Annotated in this window: 17 protein-coding genes; 12 read left to right on the forward strand and 5 right to left on the reverse strand. The window is 30.5% G+C overall.

What is annotated here, in order from left to right; all coding sequences use genetic code 11:
* The first annotated feature begins 74 nt into the window (after nt 1–74).
* The 6 genes from V9L04_RS11580 to V9L04_RS11605 all read left to right on the forward strand — a co-directional run bounded on the left by V9L04_RS11580 (nt 75) and on the right by V9L04_RS11605 (nt 6,208).
* On the forward strand, nt 75–641 hold the full coding sequence (locus V9L04_RS11580) for a DUF4180 domain-containing protein (RefSeq protein ID WP_338789966.1): 567 nt from the start codon (nt 75–77) through the stop codon (nt 639–641).
* Nucleotides 642–845: 204 nt separating this feature from the next.
* Nucleotides 846–2,132 (forward strand): nucleoside transporter C-terminal domain-containing protein, encoded by a 1,287-nt coding sequence (locus V9L04_RS11585; RefSeq protein ID WP_338789967.1) that lies wholly within the window; start codon nt 846–848, stop codon nt 2,130–2,132.
* 225 nt (nt 2,133–2,357) lie between these two features.
* On the forward strand, nt 2,358–3,089 hold the full coding sequence (locus V9L04_RS11590; RefSeq protein ID WP_338789968.1) for a porin family protein: 732 nt from the start codon (nt 2,358–2,360) through the stop codon (nt 3,087–3,089).
* 162 nt (nt 3,090–3,251) lie between these two features.
* Entirely contained in the window at nt 3,252–5,093 is a 1,842-nt protein-coding gene (locus V9L04_RS11595; protein WP_338789969.1) for an MXAN_6640 family putative metalloprotease, read from the forward strand.
* Nucleotides 5,094–5,373: 280 nt separating this feature from the next.
* Nucleotides 5,374–5,754 carry an Hsp20/alpha crystallin family protein gene (locus tag V9L04_RS11600; RefSeq protein ID WP_338789970.1) on the forward strand — a complete coding sequence of 127 codons (381 nt, stop codon included), beginning with the start codon at nt 5,374–5,376 and terminating at the stop codon, nt 5,752–5,754.
* A gap of 97 nt (nt 5,755–5,851) precedes the next feature.
* On the forward strand, nt 5,852–6,208 hold the full coding sequence (locus V9L04_RS11605; RefSeq protein ID WP_338789971.1) for a hypothetical protein: 357 nt from the start codon (nt 5,852–5,854) through the stop codon (nt 6,206–6,208).
* 15 nt (nt 6,209–6,223) lie between these two features.
* Here the strand turns inward: V9L04_RS11605 and V9L04_RS11610 are convergent, their stop codons facing one another.
* Both V9L04_RS11610 and V9L04_RS11615 read right to left on the reverse strand, forming a co-directional pair.
* Nucleotides 6,224–7,276, reverse strand: a complete 1,053-nt coding sequence (locus V9L04_RS11610; RefSeq protein ID WP_338789972.1) for a TraB/GumN family protein — start codon at nt 7,274–7,276, stop codon at nt 6,224–6,226.
* A 170-nt stretch (nt 7,277–7,446) separates the two neighbouring features.
* Nucleotides 7,447–8,028 (reverse strand): 7-carboxy-7-deazaguanine synthase QueE, encoded by a 582-nt coding sequence (locus V9L04_RS11615; RefSeq protein WP_338794197.1) that lies wholly within the window; start codon nt 8,026–8,028, stop codon nt 7,447–7,449.
* Nucleotides 8,029–8,921: 893 nt separating this feature from the next.
* On the opposite strand from V9L04_RS11615, the gene V9L04_RS11620 reads away from it, so the two are divergent.
* Complete coding sequence (locus tag V9L04_RS11620) at nt 8,922–10,076, forward strand: hypothetical protein (RefSeq protein ID WP_338789973.1); 1,155 nt, start codon at nt 8,922–8,924, stop codon at nt 10,074–10,076.
* 83 nt (nt 10,077–10,159) lie between these two features.
* Here the strand turns inward: V9L04_RS11620 and cysD are convergent, their stop codons facing one another.
* From cysD to V9L04_RS11635, 3 genes are all read right to left on the reverse strand, one after another.
* Entirely contained in the window at nt 10,160–11,062 is a 903-nt protein-coding gene (gene cysD / locus V9L04_RS11625; RefSeq protein ID WP_338789974.1) for a sulfate adenylyltransferase subunit CysD, read from the reverse strand.
* Nucleotides 11,063–11,088: 26 nt separating this feature from the next.
* Nucleotides 11,089–12,360, reverse strand: a complete 1,272-nt coding sequence (locus tag V9L04_RS11630; protein WP_338789975.1) for an ABC transporter ATP-binding protein — start codon at nt 12,358–12,360, stop codon at nt 11,089–11,091.
* Nucleotides 12,361–12,474: 114 nt separating this feature from the next.
* Entirely contained in the window at nt 12,475–13,362 is an 888-nt protein-coding gene (locus V9L04_RS11635) for an ABC transporter permease (protein ID WP_338789976.1), read from the reverse strand.
* A gap of 864 nt (nt 13,363–14,226) precedes the next feature.
* Between V9L04_RS11635 and V9L04_RS11640 the strand changes: the two genes are divergently transcribed.
* From V9L04_RS11640 to V9L04_RS11660, 5 genes are all read left to right on the forward strand, one after another.
* The gene (locus tag V9L04_RS11640) at nt 14,227–14,928 is read left to right on the forward strand and encodes a porin family protein (RefSeq protein WP_338789977.1); all 702 of its coding nucleotides are present in this window, start codon (nt 14,227–14,229) and stop codon (nt 14,926–14,928) included.
* 187 nt (nt 14,929–15,115) lie between these two features.
* Entirely contained in the window at nt 15,116–16,150 is a 1,035-nt protein-coding gene (locus V9L04_RS11645; protein ID WP_338789978.1) for an acyl-CoA reductase, read from the forward strand.
* A gap of 213 nt (nt 16,151–16,363) precedes the next feature.
* A complete protein-coding gene (locus V9L04_RS11650) occupies nt 16,364–17,506 on the forward strand; it encodes a DUF3298 domain-containing protein (protein WP_338789979.1) in 1,143 nt (380 codons plus the stop codon).
* A gap of 65 nt (nt 17,507–17,571) precedes the next feature.
* Nucleotides 17,572–18,441 (forward strand): RsiV family protein, encoded by an 870-nt coding sequence (locus V9L04_RS11655; protein ID WP_338789980.1) that lies wholly within the window; start codon nt 17,572–17,574, stop codon nt 18,439–18,441.
* Nucleotides 18,442–18,568: 127 nt separating this feature from the next.
* Complete coding sequence (locus tag V9L04_RS11660) at nt 18,569–19,591, forward strand: radical SAM/SPASM domain-containing protein (protein ID WP_338789981.1); 1,023 nt, start codon at nt 18,569–18,571, stop codon at nt 19,589–19,591.
* The last annotated feature ends 3 nt before the right edge of the window (nt 19,592–19,594 follow it).

Consider the following 19,594-nt stretch of genomic DNA (forward strand, 5'->3'; position numbering starts at 1 on the left):
TTGAAACTCGTAAAGTATTGTGCTTTGCGAGTTTTTTTGTCTAAAAGATATATAAGTTCTTAAAGAAGAAAACAATGAACCAAGAAAAAAATATTTGTGTTGAATGTGAATCAGAATACTATAAAGATAGTTCTAAAATGGCATGTTTATGCCCAGACTGTGCCTATCAACTATATCAATATCCGAATTGTCTTCACAAATTTGAGAATGGCAATTGCATTAAATGTGGTTGGAATGGACAAACATCTGAATATCTAAAAAATAGAACAAAAGAAATGGAAATTAAAACACACAAAATAAACACTACACAAATAGCCGAGCTTATTTCAGATGCTATTCTTATCAAAAATGAAGAAGATAGCTTGGATTTGTTAGGCAATTTATATTATCAAGGATTTGACAAAATAATTTTATATCAAAAAAATATTACTCCTGCTTTCTTCGATTTAAAAAATAAAATGGCTGGAGAAATTCTTCAAAAATTTGCTAATTACAGAATGTCTTTGCTGATTATTGGCGATTTTTCTGAATTGATACAGCAAAGCAAAAGTCTGAAAGATTTTATTTATGAAAGTAACAAAGGAAAACAAGTTAATTTCGTAAGTTCGATAGAAGAAGCAATTGAAAAACTAGCAAAATAATATTCTCTTCGGTAAAAGCAAATACATATTTAGGACATAAAAAATCAATCAAATTCAATATCAAATTTCTAAATCTGAATAATTTACTCTACTTTCGCTGTTTAATTGTTTTCTCAGTATATTTGAGAAAATGGATTTAAGAATTTGCTTTGCCGTTGTTGGTGTTTTCATCAACAACTCCTATTATAAAACTTTAATTGAATTATGGATTATTTGAGAGGATTGTTAGGAATGTTGGTTTTGCTAAGCGTGGCTTATGCGTTTTCTAGTAATCGAAAAGCTATAAATTGGAAATTAGTTGGAATTGGTATTCTTTTACAAGTAATTTTTGGAATATTGATTACTCAAGTTCCTCAAGTAGCACAAGTATTCCGAAGTGTAAGTGAAGGATTTGTGAAATTTTTGAGTTTTGCCAACGACGGAGCTAAATTTTTATTTAGTGATTTGGCTGATGTTCCCAAAAGTGGTTTTATATTCGCCTTCCAAGTTTTGCCTACTGTTATTTTCTTCTCTGCTGTAACCACAGGATTGTATTATTTAGGAATTCTTCAAAAAGTATCTTATGGAATTGCTTGGCTGATGGCAAAAACAATGGGGCTTTCAGGTGCAGAAAGTCTTTCAGCAGCAGGAAATATTTTTTTAGGGCAAACAGAAGCTCCTTTACTAGTTCGTCCTTTCATTGCCAAAATGACAACCTCTGAGCTTATGTGTTTGATGACTGGAGGAATGGCAACCATTGCAGGAAGTGTTTTGGGAAGTTATGTTGCTTTTCTTGGTGGTGCAGATTTAGCCAAACAAGCCGAAGTAGCAGCGCAATTACTTAGTGCATCGATTATGAATGCACCAGCAGGAATTGTATTTGCCAAAATGCTAATTCCAGAAACAAAGCCAGAACTCATTGATTCAGAATTAAAAGTAAATAAAGAAACTCTAGGTGCAAATGTTATTGACGCTTTGGCGATTGGTGCAGGTGATGGACTAAAACTAGCTCTCAATATTGGTGCAATGCTTTTGGCTTTTATTGCTGTTATTGCTCTCTTGAATTATATGCTTGAAGTAGTTGGAGATTATACTACATTAAATGCTATCATTGCAGAAAGCACAGATGGAGTTTTTAATAAGCTTTCTATGGAATATATTTTAGGACAAGTATTTCGTTTGGCAGCCTTTGTTATTGGTGTAGAATGGGCTGATACACTTCAAGTAGGAAGTCTTTTAGGACAAAAAACGGTTATTAACGAATTTGTCGCCTATGTAAGTCTCGCAGACCTTCAAGAAAAAGGACTTATTTCAGCTAAATCAATTACAATTGCTACATTTGCGCTCTGTGGTTTTTCTAATTTTAGTTCAATCGCTATTCAGATTGGAGGAATTGGAGCAATGGCACCTAATCAACAAGCAAATTTATCTCGTTTGGGATTGAAAGCCTTGTTAGCTGCAACACTTGCCTGTATGATGACAGCAACAATTGCAGGAGCTTTATTAGCATAAAGTTTTAATTTTAAGATTACATAACCATAAATATACTAGAGTACTGGACATGAATTCTGTCAGGACACTTTTAAAGTGTCAGACAATTCGTATATTTAACTGTCTTGATACCTTTGAGGTGTCCGACAGAGCAGAAAAAAAAGCATTTTATCCAATGTCCAGTACTTTATAAATATACACCCCTTAACTAATACTGTTTACAATTTACACAACAATTCAACTATTATGAATTTAATTAAAATTTCTGTATTTGCTATTCTTTCTTTTTTAGTAACTTTTCAAGCAACTGCCCAAATTCAATTTGGAGTTAAGGCAGGCTTAAATATTAACAATATTGGTTTTATCTCTGAAAATGAGGATGATGAATTAGATACAAAAATGTTATTTCGTTATCATGTGGGTGCTACAGCTAACTATGATATAAATGAGGTTTTGAGTTTACAACCTAGTTTATTATTTAGTGTCAAAGGGTTTAGAGTAAATGAATCTGCAAAAGATGATTTTTCTGAGTCTACACTGAAAGGTCATGGTAGTTTTTATTATTTAGAAATTCCTATTAATTTAGCATATAAAATTAATAATTTTCAAATATATGCAGGTCCTTATGCAGCTTTTGGAATAGGAGGAAACGGTAAATCAGAAACTACTCAAAAAATTAATTTTGGTGGGCTTGTTTCAGAACAAACTATAACTGATAAAATTACTTATAAACCTTATTACCGAGAAATTACTCAAGATGATGACTTTAAAGACAATGAAAATCCCTATAGTGGACTTGATTATGGTCTTAATATTGGAGTTGGCTACAAGGTAAATAATCTTTTATTTAATGTAGGATATTCGTATGGGTTAGGAAACTGGCTTCCTAAAGCAGAAGGAAACAATGATTATAGAAAAGACAATAAAATTCAGAATCGTGTAATTACACTTTCAGCTAGTTATTTCTTTGGAGAATAAAAAAAACAAATTTTAAGAGCCTATGAAACTTACATTTTCATAGGCTTTTTTATTTTATATAATTTTTTATGTAAAACAATAGTAAATTTTATATCTTAGAGTATTCGTATGTACTTTGTGCATTATTTACTATTTCATTACTCTAATAAAACTATCCACAAAATGAATTTTTACTCTACTTTTAAAACCTCACAACTCCCTATTTGGATATTCGTTTTGGGTTTTATCGGATTATATAGCATTTCAAACTCTTTATTTTCTCAAAACAATAATTTAGCAGAAGATATAGAGTTCTCCAAAAAATGGGAAGCACGACTAAATCAAGCTCTTTCCCCTAATCATTCTCATACCAATAGAGGTGATAAATCTCATCGTTCTTGCTTGTCTATGGTTCTTTTGGAGGGTAAACAAAATAAGCACAAACTCACAGAGCGTCTTCAGAAAGTTTTAAGAACACATGCTATACGTCCAGATCTTGATTTTTCAGTAGATTCACGTCATTTTCGTTTTCATTATGACAAAACAGGAAGCAATGCCGTCTCTTCTACAGATAATAACAATAATGATATTCCAGATTATGTAGAGTTTATGGCTTCTGAATTTGAGAGTGTTTATAAAAAAGAAATAGAAGAACTAGGTTATATAGCTCCTCCAAGTGATGGTGATGAAGGAGGTGGAAATGGTTTTTATGATATTTATATTCAGAATCTACAACAAGGGTATTATGGTGCAGTAAACTATGAGCAAAAAGTGGGAGATAATCCAAATTCCTCTGTAGTAGAAACAGAAGCTGCTACAAGTTGGATGGAAGTGCGTAATAATTATGATGGTTTTGGTTTGCAGAATGATGCACTTAAAGTAACGGCAGCACATGAGTTTTTTCATGCTATTCAGTATGGTTATAACAGTAGTGATTCGCCTTCCTATTTTGCTTTTGAAGGCTCAGCTTCTTGGATGGAAGAAGAAATTTATCCTCGTATAGACGATAATTTTCAATATCTAGATGGCGTTTTTGATGCACCTGATGTAGCTGTAAACTATAATGAAAAAGATGCAAATGACCCAGACTATTTTGATTTGCGAATAAACTGGTATGGCTCGTGGATATATTTCCAATATATAGGAGAAAATTATGGGAAAGAAGTAATCAGAACATTTTGGGAAAATTTGCGTTCTCAGTCAGAGTTAGAAGCTCTTAATGCAGCTCTTATTACAAAAGGAACAACTCTTAATACTGCTTGTGAAGATTATTTCATAGCAAATATTGTTCTGTCTGCCAGTTCTGTTTCTCAACCTTTTACGTATAAGAGAGCTGCTGACTATATCAATTATTTGAGAGAAAATACGGATTCTGAAAGAGTAAGAGTGGAAGGACAACTAGATTATTCAGGACAAAGTAAAGTATGGGATAGTAAGCAACAAGGAAATAGACGATTGATGAGATTTTCAGCCGATTATATAGAACTTACCACACAGCAAAGAGATTTTAAGGTTGAAATAACAACTACTGAAGGAACAGGAAGTGAAATAGGAGTACAGTTTGTGGCTTTGAAAGCAAATGGAGAAGTAAAAGTGGTTAAAGATTATCCTAGTGTAGGAGAAGATGCTAAAATTGAAGTACAAGATGTAAATCAGAATGATAAAATGTATTTGATTGTTTACCGATTAGGAAAATTAAATGATGATTTTACTTCTAAGCAATACAAATTGCGTATAGCAAATATCAATGAACCTTTAGGAATAGAAGATAATTTAGGAGAAAATAATTATTTCAAAATTGCATCAAATCCTATTTCAAATAATTTGCGTTTTATATATCAACTAGAAAATCAAAATCTAAAAGACTATAAAGTAAATATAACTGACGTTTTAGGTAGAAAAATGACTCAAAATAACTCAATTGAGAAGACTATTCCTACTTCAAAATGGGCAAAAGGAACTTATTTTGTTACGCTTTTGTATAATCAGAAGCCTGTTGCTGTTCGTAAAATAGTGGTTCAGTAATTCAAAAATAAATATATAAAACTATTTTCTGTTAAAAAGTCAGTTTAGATTCACGTTATTTTTTAAACTGACTTTTTGTCATTTTTTTAAAAATATGTATTTTATTTTACTCTCTTTTTAAATTATTTTTTGTTTTAAAAAATGTTTATTATTTACTTATTTTAGCCGATAAAGAGAAAATTAAAGTTGGTTTGAGTTTTGATTATATTATAGTAATCAACCAACATTTAGATAATAAGCTAGTCTGAACTATTACCAGATACTAAAAATATATACAATTATGATGACCATAGATAAAACCTTAACCAAAAAACTTGCTTTACAATCACAAGCAGAAAATATAGCTAGTGGAGGAACTGTTGCTACAAAGATGTTTCTTTCAGAAGAAGAAAATGGATATTTACTTCGTTTGACAGCAGCTTCTGTAAAGCCAAATTCATATAAAATAGAAATTCGTCAAGGACATTTAATTATTATGTCTCTAGTCAAAATTAGTGAATTTGAAGGTGTACCTCGTTTTATGCAAGCCTTTCCAATTCTGCCTCATGTAGATTCAAATGGAATTGAGGCTCGTTATACCAACGGAGAACTTCATATTTTTGCTCCTTTTAGTGAAGATAATGATAAAGGAGAAAACAGAAAAATTGACATAGATTTTTGAGTCTAAAACAATAACATATATAAACAAACCTTGCTTTTTTAAGAATATTCTTTAAAAGGCAAGGTTTTTTAGTTGTTTTGATAAAACAATTTGAAAAATGACACGACAACAACAACTTATTGCATGGACAGAATCTATACTAGACATTACTCAAAGATGGAAAAACAAAAATATACATGTCAAAATATCTCTAACAGATAGAGATTTTGATAGACACGGAACTAGTTTTACCCATTTTTCTATGATTTTCAACTCTTTTTATATCCGAACAAGTGGAGTAAGAATGATGTTTAGTGGAAAAAATAATGAACTTGTAGAAGTTTCAACAGATTTTTTGACACAAGTCGAAATCATAGAAAACAACCTAGAAAATCTAATTATTTTCACAGAAAAATTAGGCGAAAGTGACTTAAAACAAACTATCTTTAGAAAGACTACTTTGCTTTTACTATAAAATTTGAATTGATAATTATTTTTTAATTTTTTCCTTTTTATTGAAAAATATTGGTGTTAGTGTATATCCAGCTTCTTTCAATAGATTTACCATTCCTTCTTCACCTCCCAAATGACCAGCACCAACGGCTGCAAAAATAATATTTTTCTTACTCTTTTTATCTTCTTTAGTTAGTTCTTTTTTCATTTGTTCTTCCATTCGTTTTACCATCACAATATTTCTTCTAATAATAAGCGATTGATAAGATTCCTTTTCAAACTCACCTGAAATTTGGTTGTGCAAAAGCTCTATGTTTTCACTCAAATAAAGTGAAATTAAGGTTTCCATTGGGTTAGGAGAGTTTTTTAATTCGACTAAAGTGGTGTCATTTTCTTCTATAACAGCGACATCAATTTCTATATTTAGAGAATCTTGAACATTAATATTCTGCTTTGCTTTATTTTTTTCTACAATATAATTATATAATTCTCTTGCTTGTTTATTGATTGGTGTAGAGTTCAGAGCAGTCATTTGTTCCTTTACAGTTTCTAATCCAATTACTTTTTGTTCATTTTTCCTTGCTCGGTTTTGTAGGTACATATCTAAAGCTGGAAATTTCTCTATTGTGGCATTTTCTTTAGTGGTATGTGCTGATTGGGTAAGTTTTTCTTGTTCTTTTTCTTGCAACATTGCCATAATAAAAATAGGACGAACCATATCTAAAAAGGGAGCTAATTGTCCTATATTTTCTGCTAGATAAGGCTTTATTTCTTGATATTCTTCTTTTGTGAGTAGTTTGGAAAGTGTCGAATCTGATGGTGACATAATATAACCAATCGCCAAAATAGAAGTCATAAAATTCAAATCTAGCTCGCCAGCTACTGTCAGAGAATTATCCATATAAGGATAAACATTAGAAGCATAATCAATTACTCTTTCGTCACCTACATGCACAGTTCCAAAAAGATAAGATTTTTGTTTGAGATTGTTTCCACTTATTTCCCAAAGAAGTTGAGCCTTTACAAATGTAGAAGTAAAGAAAAATAGGATAGAAAAGAGTAAACCAATTAGATAGGAAGAGTTCGGCATAAGTAGAGATTTAGATTTGTAGTAAACTATTAAAGTTCATTATAAACTGACAAAAAAATAATTCTGTTTTTTTAATAGAACGGATAATTATGTTTTGTGTTCCCTACTTTTTTAAAAATAATGTTGATTTTGTTTTTCTACAAGTATAGATTGGTAAGTTTATAATGCAGTTAAGGAATATCCATAAACTTATGTGTTTGTAGTGATACTTGCCACCTAGGATTGTTTTTTACAAATTCTATCAAAATAGGTAAGTTTTTACTACTCTTACTCCATTCTGGTTGAATAAGTAACTTACAAGTATCAGAAACTTTTTCGGCTTCTTCTTGTGCCCATTCCAAATCACTGAGTGCATACACCACCATTTTTAGCTCATGTGCTTTCTGATAAATGTCCTCTAACGGTTTTTTGAATCTTTTTGGAGAAAGAGTAATCCAATCTAGAGTTCCTGAAAGTGGATGCGCTCCCGAAGTTTCAATATGAACTCTAAAACCTTCTTGTTTTAATGCTGCTGTCAGTTCATCTAAATTGTGCATCAATGGCTCTCCTCCTGTAATAACTACTAAACGAGCAGGAAAAGAACTAGCTTCTTTTACAATTTGAGTAATAGATTGTTGTGGGTGTGCTTCTTTGTCCCAAGATTCTTTTACATCACACCAAAAACAACCTACATCACAGCCTCCCAAACGAATAAAATAAGCTGCATGTCCCATAAAAACACCTTCGCCTTGAAGGGTATAAAATGCTTCCATTACTGGAAGAATAGAATCAAAAGGAGCTATAGATGGCTTTTGGGAAGTAGATAATGATTCAAAGTTTGGTTTAATCTGTTTTTTTGATTTCAAAATTGAATTTGATGGTTTTGATGAAGATATAGTACGCATTTTGATTTCGTAATTTAGAATGATAAAATGAAATAGAATACGGCGAAGGTGTGCAAACTCCACAGCGCAAAAAGAGTGCAAAGGTAGCTTTTTTTTTATAAAAAATTAAATAGTATTACTTACAGTCTCATAATATAGTTTTATATTTGTTTTATATTCTAGTTTTTTTAGCAAATAATGCTGTAGTAAAAATCCTTAATCTTAAAAATTAGGAATAATCCTAAGGGATAATGTTATTTATCAATATATATTTGTAATAATTATTTTATAAGAATTATGAAATAATTGCAAATTTTAAATTGTTGATTATCAGTTTATTAAAAGTAAATAAACTACTATTACGAAACACTCAAATATTTGATAATCAGTGGACTAAATTTGTAATTTTTAATTAGCTTCGCTGCTTTAATAGGTCGTAATTGTTCCTAAGGTATATAATTTGTTAGAGCTAATTATAAGATAAATTTGATAATTAAAACAGATAAAATTTTATCTAAATTAAAGTATTACTGACCGAGATAAATTAGATTTTAATCGTAAAAAACAAACTCTATACGTAACTCTACGTATTTAAAACTAATAAAGGCATAAAATTTGGCTATTATCTATATAAATTAACTAATATAAATCTTATTGTTTATAATCAAAAATAAATATATAGTAATTTGATTTTTAATTAAAAATAGATTTTGATGAATTGCAAGAAGTGTAAAAAACAGAGAAATATATTTAATAGAAAAAATAAATCATTTATTTTAACCATGCTAACAACCTTACTTACAACCATTCTTATTACACTTTCTTCTTTTGCTCAAAACATACAAGAGAATGATGCTACCCTTGCCTACAAACAAGGAAAGCAACAGGAAAAAAGTGCTTCTACAACAGCACATTACGAAAAAGCATTTCAATTATATGAAAAATCTGCTGCTCTAGGCTATGATTCAGCACAGGTTGCACTGGCTCAGTTTTATGAGCTTGGTATAGGCACAAAAACAGACTTCTTGAAAGCTGCCGATTTGTACCAACGTGCTTTAGAACAAGGAAATGCACAAGCAGCTTTTCGCTTGGGAAATCTGTATGAAAAAGGAAATGGTGTTGAACAAAATATGGCACAGGCTGCTCATTGTTATTTGCAAGCTTGGGGAGGAAAGTATCCTCGTGCTTCGGAAGCTCTAGAACGCATAGATGCAAAACGTTGGTTGTCTTCAGACTTGCCTACCTATCGTTTTTATTTGGCCATGAATAATGATGAAAAAGCACAATATGAATTAGGAAAGATGTATTTGGATACAAAAACAACAGCAAAGCCAAATTGGATAAAAGCAAAGTATTGGTTAGAAAAAGCTGCAAAAAATAATTTGGTAGAGGCTCAACTTCTTTTAGCAAAAACGTATGAAGAAGGACAAATTATAGAAAAAAATACTGATATAGCAACTAGTTATTATAATCAAGCTGCAAGACAGAATAATAAAATAGCTTTATTATGGCTAGAAAATCAGCAACTTCAAGAGAGTACTGAAAATATTAGGCTTACAGCTACTACAAATCACTCAATTCAAAATGAAGTTGTAGTAATTAATCATTTTGCAGAAGGTGTAAAAGCGTGGAATACTAAAAATAATAAAGTTGCATATACTCATTTCCAAAAAGTATCTTCTAAAAAACAACCTCAAGTTTTGAAATATTTAGCCATTATGCATAAAGATAATTTGATTGCAACAGCAAATTTATCAGAAGCAATTTTGTATTTGAATGATTATACAGCAATTTATCCAGAAGATGCAGAAGCTTATAAACTCTTAGGAGAAGTTTATCTTGCCAAAAAGCAAAAATCAGAAGCAAAATATTATTTTGAAAAAGCAGAAGAAAAAGGAATCAAGATAACAAAAGAAGTTTGGGCTTCTTTAGATTAACACACTCAGTTGGAATTTTTACATAAGAAATCAAAGCCGTTTTATTGATGTTTTTCAATAAGACGGTTTTTTATTTTTTTGACTTAGAAATACCCTTCTTTTTTACGATCTTCCATAGCTGCTTCCGAACGCAAATCATCTGCTCTTCCTGCTCGTTCAGTCAGACGCATGGCTGCAACTTCAGTCACTATTTCAGAAATAGTAGAAGCAGGAGATTCTATTGCTCCTGTACAAGTAGCATCACCTAATGTGCGAAAACGTACTTTCATCATTTTCTTTTCTTCCTCTGGGCGAAGTTCCATAAAATCTGTAACTCCCATAATTACACCATCTCTGACAAAACACTCTCTTTGATGAGTAAAATAAAGTGAAGGAAGTTCTAAATTTTCTCGTTCTATATATTGCCAAACATCTAATTCTGTCCAATTGGAAAGAGAAAATATTCTAAAGTTCTCATCGTATTGTTTTTTTCCATTAAATAAATTCCATAACTCTGGACGTTGATTCTTTGGATTCCACTCTCCAAAACTATCTCTATGGGAAAAAAAACGCTCCTTTGCTCTTGCTTTTTCTTCATCTCTTCTTCCCCCTCCAAAACAGGCATCAAGTTTTAATTCTTCAATGGCATCTAAAAGCGTAATACTCTGTAATTTATTTCTACTTGCATTATAACCTGTTTCTTCTTTTGCTTTTCCTTGATTAATAGAATCTTGAACATAGCGCACAATGAGTTTAGTATTTGTTTTCTTGACTAAATAATCTCTAAAATCAATCGCTTCTGTAAAATTATGTCCTGTATCGATGTGCAATAATGGAAATGGAATTTGGGCAGGATAAAATGCTTTACGAGCTAAATGAAGAAGTGTAATTGAATCTTTTCCTCCTGAAAAAAGCAATGCTATATTTTCAAATTGAGCAACTGTTTCACGCATTATATAAATTGCTTCTGCTTCAAGTTGGTCAAGGTGAGAAAAGTTATAATTCATTGTAAGAAAATTAAAATGAGATTAAATTAGTTTGCTGCGATAACATGTGCGTTGATGTCAAAAAAGCCGTATGGAGCTGCTGGATTATAAGCCAACTCATCTTCATCTTTATTAGTAGAAATTTGAAGGGGAGGTAAAATAGCATCTACCACATCAAAAAACTTTTCAGGAGTTTCTCCTAGCCAAAAATACATATCGTATTCTCCTGCACGAAAAGGTGTATTTTCTAGTACAATAGAAAACGAAATGGTATAGTCTTTTTCATTTGGACGAAGAAAGACAGAAACATCTTGTTTTCTTGTATTGGTTATAATTTCTCCAGTAGGAGACTTGAAAATAAAAGATGCAAAAAGCAAAGATAAAGGTTCATTAATTTTGACTTCAAAGTTAAATTTAATATCCTGTCCACTCAAAAAATTAGGTGATTCGATGTTGTTTGTATCAGTAATTACAATTTTACTAAAACGAGCATTTCCATTTCCTCTTCTGTTCAGACTATTATGGATTTCACTATTTTCATCAAAAACTTGATCGTGCATAGAAGATAAATAGTTATTGATTACTTCACTTGTTGAGCCTGTCTGTTTAATTTGTCCTTTATCTAACCAAATTCCTTTATTACAAAGACTTCTAACAAATGTTGTGTTATGACTAACAAATAAAATAGTTCTGCCTTGACTAGAAACCTCTCCCATTTTGCCCAAACATTTTTTCTGAAATTTACTATCTCCTACTGCCAATACTTCATCTACAATCAAAATTTCGGGTTCTAAGTGTGCAGCTACAGCAAAAGCCAAACGTACATACATGCCTGATGAATAGCGTTTTACAGGAGTATCTAAAAACTTTTCTATTTCAGAAAAATCAACAATTTCATCAAATTTAGATTTAATTTCTTTTCTGCCCATTCCTAAAATAGCCCCATTAAGAAAAATATTTTCTCTACCAGAGAGTTCTGGATGAAAACCTGTTCCTACTTCCAAAAGACTGGCTATACGTCCTTTGATAGAAATACTACCTGTTGTTGGTTCTGTAATACGGCTCAATACTTTCAAAAGAGTAGATTTCCCAGCCCCATTACGACCAATAATTCCTACTCTATCTCCTTGTTGTATATCAAAACTAACATCTTTTAATGCCCAAAATTCTGCAAAATCATCTTTTTGTTTTTGTTTAGAAAAAACAGATTTTACCTTATCTGTAATTACATCACGTAAAGACTGATAATTTGCTTGTTGGTCATTTCCTATGATATATTTTTTTCCTAAATCTTCTACACGAATAACACTTTGACTCATTTTAATTTTGATTTTAAGAACATAAATTCTTTGATTCGTTTGATTCTACGCCTATTTTTGTAAGATAAAAATGTATGTGTAGATTAATTCTGATGTACAAAATCTGACTTTAATTTAAATTACATCTGCAAATGTTTTTTCTGTTTTTCGGAAATAATAAATTGCATAAGTCAAAATAAGTAAACACATAAGAATAGAAACACTAAACATACTCCAGTTCATCTGAGCATTACCAATAATAGACCAACGAAAACCATCAATAACTCCTACCATTGGATTAAGAGCATAAAGAGTAACCAGATAATCAGTTAGCCAAGCCAGATCCATTTCTATCATTTTTTTGCCTAGCTTCTCATAAACAATATTGCTACTAAATCCAACAGGAGAAACATAAACTCCAAACTGAATAATAAAAGGAATAATATACCTAAAATCTCTGTATTTTACATTCATAGCTGTCAGTAAAAGTCCTACACCAAAAGCAGCCAAAAATGCAACAAGTAAAAATAAAGGTAGAAAAATGATTTTCCAACTTGGAACATACTGATAAACAGCCATCAGAATGAGTAGAAGAACAAATGAAATCAGAAAATCTACACAAGCTGTAATAATGGAGGCTGTTGGAATAATCAAGCGAGGAAAATAAACTTTAGAAATTAGATTAGCACTACTAACCAAACTATTACTACTTTCTGAAAGTGCATTAGCAAAAAATTGCCAAGGTAAAAGACCTACATAAACCATAACTGCATAAGGAGCATTTCCCTCAGAAGGAAGACCAGCCACACCACTAAAAACAATTGTAAATATTATCATAGTAAGAAGTGGACGAATCACACTCCAAGCAACACCCAAAACAGTTTGTTTATAACGAACCTTTAAATCTCTCCAAGTTAGGATATAAAAAAGCTCTCTGTATCGCCAAAGATCTTTCCAATAATTCCCTTCTGTCTGACCTGCTTTAATAAATAAATCGTAATCTGAGGAGTCGTTTTTTTTCACAAGAAATATATAAAAGGATAAATGAAAGAGTTTGATAGACTCTTGTTAAAAACACTAAAAATAGATGAAGAACAATTTCATTATATGAATTATCTCAAAAATAGATTGCAAATATACAAAGGTTGATTGAAAATAGTAATAATTCAGAAAAATCAATTTTATTTTCCACCTTCTCCAATTATGAAAAATTATTGAACAAAGTAACTAGAAAGACATTATATACGTATAGAAATTAATTAATCTTTTCTGAAAAAAAGATGGTTTTTTGATTTAATTCTTAATGATATAGATATACTAATTTTAAAACAGATCAATTTTATCTCACTTTTTTATCGAAAAAATAATTTTTGTCTATAATTTTTAGTATTTTTGGGTTCAAATTTATTTTTGATCAATTTTTAATAAAAATTCCAAAAAGAAATAAAATGTTTTGGGAAAATCATTCTGATATAAAAACGAACTATTTCGTGTTTTGATGAAATTTTCTTGAAAAATCTTTTTAAGAGTAAAAACAAAGTGTAAAAACAGCAATTATTTTTTATTCAGAACAAATTTTTATTACTTTATTTTTTTATGTAAATTAACCTATTAATCTACTGTATTTCTTGCTCTATTTGACTTGTCAGCCAATAATCAAACATGGTTAGATAAGTTGAATTTGTATAGAAATAGAGACAAAATAGAATTCAATAGCTTTATTCATTCAAAATAAGTGAATAAAATTTGCGAAAAATCAAAAAAAATGCTTTCCTTTGCAGCAAAGTTTTCTATTTTGGAGAAAATTTATTTTTTTCGAACAAAATCCGTTATCTTACAACAACAACCTTTTAAATTATGAAAGTACCCTTTAACATTGAATTCTCTTTGAAACGTTCAATCCGTGCTATCGCTACTGCAGTATGTGCAGTTGTATTAACTTCAGGCGCAGCCTTCGCTCAAGACGGAGCTGGCGAAACTGAATCTAAACTTATGGTCGGCTTTAAAGCTGGTTTTAATCTTGCTGATATTCGTATTGGTGCTGATACAGAGTATTGGCAAGGACAAGAGGGAGCTGGAAAAAACTTCGGTCCTCAAATCCATGCATTTGGTCGTTATAACTTTACTAAATGGGTAGGTGCAGAATTGGAATTAGGCTGGACTCAAAATGCCTTCACTACTTTCACTGATAAAACAACTACTTACCGTACAAACAATTTTCAAGCAAATGCTTTATTGAACGTACGTATTCCTGTTCTTTCTGTATATCACCCACGTATTTACATTGGACCTTCTTACAACTACAATGCTTATACATATAGCCGTACAACAAGTAACGTATATGGATACAATGTTGATCAAACATATGATGTAACAAACAGCTTTGCACCTCATGATATTGGTGCGATAGTAGGTTTAGGTTTACAGTTTGATGTAAAATTTGCTACTTTATTAGTTGATGCTCGTTACCGTCACGGATTCTCAAAATCTGTACGTAGAGCAGGTGATATTACTAGTGTTACTCCATTAGTTCGTCAGGCAAGTTTTAGTGATGTTGCTTTTATGGTAGGTTTAGGTTTTGGTCTATAATCTAACCATTTATATCAGATTGATATAACAATAAGAATTTATAAAAATCCTGTTTGAGTAATCAGACAGGATTTTTTGTGTTATATAAAATTAGCTAAAGAAGGTTTATACTCAAATATATGCTATATAATTTTTATATCTTTGTAAACTATTTCAAATTTATACAAATTATTTTTCTGTATTAGTAATGACACTTTCTCATCGTAAAGCTGCTTTAATCGCACTTGGTAATTTTATAGACTCTCTTTCAAAAGAAGAAAAACAACCTATTTTTCATCAAGCCTATATTCATAATAATTGGTTTACACCTGAAAATACAGAGTTTGCATTAGCTTCTATTCGCAGCATGCTTACAAAAGAAAGTTTAGAGGGTTGGCTCAAAGACTATGATACCGATAAATTAAATAAAATAGGAGTAGATTTTCCTGCAAAAAATATAGGATTAATACCAGCAGGCAACATTCCTTTTGTAGGTTTTCATGATATTCTGTCTGTACTTTTGAGTGGACATAAAATATGGATAAAGCCAAGTCAAAAAGATACAATTCTGATAGAAAGTTTAATAGAATGGGCTTTCGAAGTAGAACCAAAATTTAAAGACTATATTTCTCTTCGTCCAAATCTAAAAGGTGCTGATGCCTACATTGCAACAGGAAGTAATAATACTGCACGTTACTTTGAGTATTATTTTGGAAAATATCCAAGTATTATCCGTAAAAATCGTTCATCGGTTGCTATTATAAAAGGAGATGAAACTGGGGAAGAGTTAGAACGTTTATCAATAGATATCTTTCAATATTTTGGTTTAGGCTGTCGCAATGTATCAAAGTTATATGTGCCAGAAGGGTATGATTTTGGAAAGCTATTAGATACTGTTTATTTACAATGGAATTCTATGAAAAATCACAATAAATATGCTAATAATTATGATTATTACAAGGCTATTTATTTAATGGAACAGATTCATCACTTTGATGCCTTCAATATTCTGCTTACAAAAGATACTTCTATTTCTTCGCCTACTGGAGTTTTGTATTACGAAGTTTATCAAGAAATAGAAGAAGTAAATCAAACCATAAGAGAAAAAGAAGAGCAAATACAGGTAGTGGCTTCTGCAAATGCTTGGTTTGAAAACAGTATTGATTTTGGTCAAGCACAACATCCTAAAGTGTCAGATTATGCTGATGGTGTAGATACAATGGATTTTTTAATAAAATTATAATAATAAGATAGTTTAATATAAAAATACTTATATTTTTGTCTTACGTGTTTTAAATAACTTTTTTTTGTGAGAGTATAAGAGTAATATTAATCATGTCTAAGTCTAAAATTTTAATAAAATCTTTAAATATTTTCCAAATAAAATTTAAGTATTATAATAAACTGCTACACAAACATTTCATATACTAATTCAAACCCTATTATTTTACTTTTTATGAAAAAAGAAAAATTAATTATCTCGTTTATTCATTTTTTATTTATTGTTTTATTTGTATTTTATTCTTCCCTACTCTTTGCTCAAAAACCACAAACCTCTACAAATACAGATTATTGTCATTTTAAAGGCACAATAAATGGAAATTTATCTATCATAATGGATTTAATCCAAAATGGAGATTCTTATTCAGGAAGCTATTATTACACAAAATACAATTTACCAATAAATTTGGAAGGCAAAGTTAATGATAAAGGTGAACTAGAATTATTTACAATGGATAGTGAAGGGAAAAAAACAGAATTTATAACAGGAAAGATAAATCAAAATACTTTTGTTGGAAATTGGAAAAATCAAGACAAAACCAAAACACTACCTATTTCTTTAGTAGAAGATTATTCAAAAAGTATTGCGTTTGATTTTGTTGCTATAAAAGACAGTGTAAAGTTATTCAAAAATAGAAAAGATACACCTCAAGCTACTTTTTCAGATATAATTGTAGAAGTAAAACAAGTCCCACAAGGAAGTAGTTTAGCCAAAATCAAAGAACTTCTAATAAAACATCAATCAGTACAGAATGAATCATCTTCCCAAACAGCTAAACAAATAATTGAAAATAATAAAAAATCATTCTTTAAAGAGTATTTGGAAGTAAATAAAGACCAAAATGAAGACTACTTATATGCAGCAAATTGGATCAATCAAAGTGATGTAGAAGTCGTTTTTAATGATAATTATTTTGCTACTATTGCATTTTCTAATTATCAATATTTAGGAGGAGCGCATGGAATGTTTGGAGAAACCTATCTTGTTATCGATACAAAAAGTGGTAAAGAATTAAAGTTGAGTGATATTTTTGACAAAAAAAATCTTGCCATTTTAGAAAAAAGAATGATAAAAAAAGCCTACGCATATACAGGCTTTGAAAATCCTGTTTCATTACAAGATGCTGGTTATTTAGTAGAGAAAATAGAAGTTACAGATAATTTTTCATTGACAGCCAAAGGAATAACTTTTGTTTATCAACCTTATGAAATTGCACCGTATGCAGCAGGAATGCCTGCTTTTTTGTTTACTTGGGAAGAATTAAAAGAGCTTATTAAATCAGATTCTCCTGTAAATTTATTACTTAAGAAGCAATAAAACGAATTATTTTTGAGTATTTTGGAGGGATTAAAATTTCTTTACACTTACTTACTCCTATAATTATGAAAAAAAATAATTCTTTGCTTGTTTTCTCATGTCTTGCTGTTTTTCTCTTTGCTTCTTGTGGTGGAAACACAAATGCTAAAGCAGAGGAAAATAATGTTGATTCTGTTACAACACAAACAAATCAGAATATCGAAACAGATAATAGTATCAAAAAAATAGCTTTTGAAATCTTTGCAGATAGTGGAACAATCGAACTTGCAGCAGGAGAAGAGGATTCGCCTTCAGCTCTGTTCAAAGAAGAGATTTTGGTAGTTACAGAAGTGCCTAGTCAGACTAATTTGGAAGAAATTCAAGCTATTTTACAGAAAAAACAGAATTATAGTGGAGATGCAAAACAAGCCTTAGCCAAAAAGAAAAGAGAATATTTGGAAGGCTATGTAGATGCAAATTCAGAAGAGGTAATAGGAATGTCAGCAGAGTGGGACAGAGATTTATCAGTCCAAGTAATTTTTAATGATGATGATTTTACTACCATTGGTTTTTACCTTGATGAATATGGAGGTGGAGCGCATTCTTATTCTATGGCTTCTTTCGTGATTTTGGATTTGAAAAATAGTAAGCAAATTACTTTGTCTGATATTTTTGATGAAAAAGGACTTGTTTTACTCAAACAAAAAATGTTAGATAGGGCTTTAGAAATAGCAAAGAATAATAATGCATCTTCTTTAGAAGAGTATGATTTTTTTGTAGATGCAATTGAGCCAACTGAAAGTTTTACAATTACAGAAACTGGTATTGAATTTTCTTATGACCGTGGGGAAATAAGACCTTATAGCAGTCCTGCACCGTCTTTTTCCTTTAAGTGGAATGAAATAAAAGATATTATCAAAACTGAAGCTTCGGTTCGTTCTTTGATTGTAGAATAAATTAAAATATCATCTTTGATAAATCCTTTTTTTGAAAATTCTTCTTTCAAGAAAAGGATTTTTTATTTTAATCAATTAAGATTGATATTTGTATGATTTAGGCAAACACAGATAAAATCAATTAGTAATGAATAAAAGTCAATTTATAGACGGAATAATTTACCTCAAAACGCTTACTTTCAGACGTTTTTGGAATGGTGTTTTGCTATTGTTTAGTTATTACCTTTCCAAAATCACAAAGAAAAACTATCAAAAAGGATTTCCGATAAGTATCGCCTTTGAGCCTACAACAACTTGTAATCTGAAATGTCCTCATTGTCCGTCTGGACTTAGACAATTTTCTCGTCCTACTGGAAATGCTACAAATGCTATTTTTGAAAAATTATTAAATGAAGTTTCGCCTTATCTGACCTATCTTATTTTTTATTTTCAAGGAGAACCGTATATCAATAAACACTTTTTGGATTGGGTAAAACTAGCCAACGAAAAAAATATCTACACAGCTACTTCGACAAATGCTCATTATCTGACAGAAGACGTAGCAGAAAAAACGGTTCTTTCAGGTCTTTCTAGGCTTATTATTTCTTTAGATGGCGCAAATCAAGAAACCTATCAAAAATATAGAATTGGAGGAAATATCGATAAAGTTTGGAAGGGAATTGAAAATGTAGTTGCTTTTAAGAAAAAACACAAAAGCAAAACGCCTTTTATTATGCTTCAATTTATTGTCTTCAAACACAACGAACACGAAATCGAACAAATAAAAGCAATAGGAAAAGAATTAGGAATCGATAAAGTGGCAATAAAGACAGCACAGATTTATGACTATGAAAATCAAGCTGATTTTATTCCAGAAAATTCAACATATAGCCGTTATAAAAAGGAAGAAGGTAAAGTAACTCTAAAGAATAAGCTAGAAAATAGCTGTTGGAAAATGTGGCATTCTTGTGTCATTACATGGGACGGAAAAGTAGTTCCTTGTTGTTTTGATAAAGATGCAACCCATCATCTGGGCGACTTAGAGAAATATTCTTTTAATGAAATTTGGCAAAATGAAACCTATGCAGCCTTTAGAAATTCATTATTACAATCAAGAAAAGAAATTGAAATTTGTAAAAACTGTACCGAAGGAACGAAGGTTTGGGCATAAAAA

The organism is Bernardetia sp. MNP-M8, assembly GCF_037126285.1.
In the GTDB taxonomy this organism is placed as follows: domain Bacteria; phylum Bacteroidota; class Bacteroidia; order Cytophagales; family Bernardetiaceae; genus Bernardetia.

Coding starts and splice junctions, on each gene's coding strand:
- V9L04_RS11580 (WP_338789966.1), top strand. CDS start 75: ATGAACCAAGAAAAAAATATTTGTGTTGAATGTGAATCAGAATACTAT.
- V9L04_RS11660 (WP_338789981.1), top strand. CDS start 18,569: ATGAATAAAAGTCAATTTATAGACGGAATAATTTACCTCAAAACGCTT.
- V9L04_RS11615 (WP_338794197.1), bottom strand. CDS start 8,028: ATGGAAGCATTTTATACCCTTCAAGGCGAAGGTGTTTTTATGGGACAT.
- V9L04_RS11610 (WP_338789972.1), bottom strand. CDS start 7,276: ATGCCGAACTCTTCCTATCTAATTGGTTTACTCTTTTCTATCCTATTT.
- cysD (WP_338789974.1), bottom strand. CDS start 11,062: ATGAATTATAACTTTTCTCACCTTGACCAACTTGAAGCAGAAGCAATT.
- V9L04_RS11650 (WP_338789979.1), top strand. CDS start 16,364: ATGAAAAAAGAAAAATTAATTATCTCGTTTATTCATTTTTTATTTATT.
- V9L04_RS11630 (WP_338789975.1), bottom strand. CDS start 12,360: ATGAGTCAAAGTGTTATTCGTGTAGAAGATTTAGGAAAAAAATATATC.
- V9L04_RS11645 (WP_338789978.1), top strand. CDS start 15,116: ATGACACTTTCTCATCGTAAAGCTGCTTTAATCGCACTTGGTAATTTT.
- V9L04_RS11590 (WP_338789968.1), top strand. CDS start 2,358: ATGAATTTAATTAAAATTTCTGTATTTGCTATTCTTTCTTTTTTAGTA.
- V9L04_RS11595 (WP_338789969.1), top strand. CDS start 3,252: ATGAATTTTTACTCTACTTTTAAAACCTCACAACTCCCTATTTGGATA.
- V9L04_RS11600 (WP_338789970.1), top strand. CDS start 5,374: ATGATGACCATAGATAAAACCTTAACCAAAAAACTTGCTTTACAATCA.
- V9L04_RS11620 (WP_338789973.1), top strand. CDS start 8,922: ATGCTAACAACCTTACTTACAACCATTCTTATTACACTTTCTTCTTTT.
- V9L04_RS11605 (WP_338789971.1), top strand. CDS start 5,852: ATGACACGACAACAACAACTTATTGCATGGACAGAATCTATACTAGAC.
- V9L04_RS11585 (WP_338789967.1), top strand. CDS start 846: ATGGATTATTTGAGAGGATTGTTAGGAATGTTGGTTTTGCTAAGCGTG.
- V9L04_RS11655 (WP_338789980.1), top strand. CDS start 17,572: ATGAAAAAAAATAATTCTTTGCTTGTTTTCTCATGTCTTGCTGTTTTT.